Annotated in this window: 1 protein-coding gene and 1 pseudogene; both read left to right on the top strand. The window is 61.2% G+C overall.

Annotated features, from left to right (window positions below):
- On the top strand, nt 1–184 hold a 184-nt coding region (locus RWK44_RS34980), incomplete at its 5' end, for an SDR family oxidoreductase (protein WP_316030195.1).
- Nucleotides 185–215: 31 nt separating this feature from the next.
- Nucleotides 216–374 (top strand): annotated as a pseudogene (locus tag RWK44_RS34975) (patatin-like phospholipase family protein); the annotation flags it as partial.

Raw genomic sequence — 374 nt, 5'->3', positions numbered from 1 at the left:
GGCGAAGTCGCATAACATCGCACGTGACGCAGTGATCCGCGACGTTTTTCTCAAGAACCAGCCGACCAAGCGTTTCGCAACCATCGAGGAAATGGGCGCCCTCAGCGTCTTTCTCTGCTGCGATCTGGCGAGCTCCATCACCGGCACGGCCATTCCGGTCGACGGCGGGTGGACGGCGCATTGATCTCAACACGAACAAATCGGGAGTGAGGACCATGAACAAGCACGCAGGTGTGAAGAAAATAATCGCCGACAGCGCGGTTGTCGCCTCCTCTGAGCGAGAGCCGCGGACGCTCAATCTGGCGCTCCAGGGCGGAGGCGCGCATGGCGCCTTCACTTGGGGTGTGCTCGATCGGCTGCTCGACGAGCCGAAC

It is taken from the genome of Rhizobium sp. 25PS6 (assembly GCF_032464655.1).
GTDB lineage: Bacteria > Pseudomonadota > Alphaproteobacteria > Rhizobiales > Rhizobiaceae > Rhizobium > Rhizobium laguerreae.
This window is presented reverse-complemented; position numbering and strand designations above follow the sequence as displayed.